Annotated in this window: 2 protein-coding genes; one reads left to right on the forward strand and one right to left on the reverse strand. The window is 66.5% G+C overall.

What is annotated here, in order from left to right:
- Positions 1-77: 77 nt before the first annotated feature.
- Positions 78-887 (reverse strand): metallophosphoesterase, encoded by an 810-nt coding sequence (locus RMO23_RS13615; protein WP_309682477.1) that lies wholly within the window; start codon positions 885-887, stop codon positions 78-80.
- Positions 888-1,164: 277 nt separating this feature from the next.
- Between RMO23_RS13615 and RMO23_RS13620 the strand changes: the two genes are divergently transcribed.
- On the forward strand, positions 1,165-1,923 hold a 759-nt coding region (locus tag RMO23_RS13620; protein ID WP_309682479.1), incomplete at its 3' end, for a tRNA-uridine aminocarboxypropyltransferase.

Raw genomic sequence — 1,923 nt, forward strand, 5'->3', positions numbered from 1 at the left:
TCCCAATCCGTCTAACCCGCCGCCCGGTCCCGGGCCGTGCCCCTGGGCCGCCGCGCGTGCGGCACATGCGCAAGCCGCTACTTCTTGGCGCGGCAATCAAACGCGCCCTGGTCCAGCACGGCGTTGTCAACGTCGATAAAGCGCCACTTGGCATTGCCTGCCGACAGCGACAAACGCATCACGCCAAAGGCGACGGCCTGCTTCTCGCTGCCCGCACGTACCGTGGCGTGCGCGTAAGTTTCTGCGCCGCCGGTGCCCACCACGAACGAGCGCAGGCCGCCGGTGGCGGACAGGGTGCCGTCTGCGGTCATGGGGGCAAAGCGCTCGTACTGGTGCTCGTGGGCTTGCAGCACCACATCGGCCTTGGCCTGGTCCAGGATGTCCCACAGGGCGGTCATGGTGGCGTTGTCGCCATCGGGGGCCGAGCTGAACCGTGCGTGGTGCCAGGCCGCCGCCACACAGGGCTGCGCGCTTGCCAGCTCTTGCTTGAGCCACTGTGCCTGGGTTGAAGCGGCTGACGCATCGATGTTGCTGTTCAGCGCAAACACGGTCCAGCCGCTTTGGTCAATGCGGTAGTAGCCGGTGCCCTTGCCGTCGGGGTTGGCCTTGGCACCAAAGTAGCTGAAGTAATTACCGTCGCCATTGTTTTCATAGTCGTGGTTGCCTGGAATGACGAAGGTTTTGTCGATAAACCGGCCCCAGGTCTTCTCATAGCATGCGGTGTAGCCGATGGTCAGGCCGAGAAAATAGGCATTGTCCCCAAGGGTCAGCACATTGGCATTGCCGCCCGCGCCGGCCAGCTGGCGCTCGACCAGCTGGGCTGTTTTTTCGGCATTCGAGTCGGACGCAGGTCGAAGCAGGCACTGGGCAATGTCGCCTGCGGTCATCAGCTCCCAAGGCGTCGTAGGGTTAGCCTGCAAGACCGTAGACGCGGTGTTGCCCCCACCGCCGCCACAGGCCACCACCGCCGCGCTCACAAGCGCGGCCATCAGACCCCATTGAACGGCCCGCTTGGCCCGCATGAGGCCCGGCCAAAAGTTCTTGCGCATAGCGTGATCTTTCTCAAGGACTACCTTGTGTGACAGGTTGCATGTTAACTGGTGGGAGCCATGAGTCCCACTGCTACAGTGCGCCCATGCCCGCCCCCGCTTCCCGACGGTCCGCATGACCGACGCCCTGCCGCACGCCGTTAATCGCCTGCGCAGCGCGCGCCTGGCGCGCAGTTCCAAACCGTTTCTGGCCCGTGGCGGCCCGCGCGGGGAGCGCTGCGCCGGTTGCCGGCTCGTTCCCAGCCACTGCATCTGCGCCTTGCGCCCGGCCGTGCCCACGCGGGCGGGGGTGTGCCTGGTCATGGCCGACATCGAGCCGCTCAAGCCCAGCAACACGGGCTGGCTGATTGCCGATGTGGTGGCGGACACGTTTGCCTTCGGCTGGGCGCGCACCGAGGTAGACCCCGCGCTGCTGGCCCTGCTGGCCGACCCGCAGTGGCAGCCGTACCTGGTGTTTCCGGGGGAGTTTGTGGCGCCCGGGCGGGTGGTGACAGAAGTGCCGCCAGTCGATACAGGAGAAAGCAAGGAGGGCAAGCGCCCGCTGTTTGTGCTGCTCGACGCCACCTGGCCCGAGGCGCGCAAGATGTTTCGCAAGAGCCCCTACCTGGACCACCTGCCCGTGCTCAGCCTGCAGAGCGGGCAACTCTCACGCTACCGGCTGCGCCGCTCGCAGCGCGATGACCATTTCTGCACCTCGGAGGTGGCGGCCCTGTGCCTGGCGCTGGCCGGCGAGACGCACGCGGCGCAGACGCTGCAGGCTTACCTCGACGTGTTTACCGACCACTACCTGCGCGCCAAGCAGCAGCTGCCGGTGGACCTGGAAGACGCCGCGCACCAGCGTTTGCGCGGCCTGCGTTTGCCGCGCGGCGTTGGC

Source organism: Polaromonas sp., assembly GCF_031411155.1.
In the GTDB taxonomy this organism is placed as follows: domain Bacteria; phylum Pseudomonadota; class Gammaproteobacteria; order Burkholderiales; family Burkholderiaceae_C; genus Polaromonas.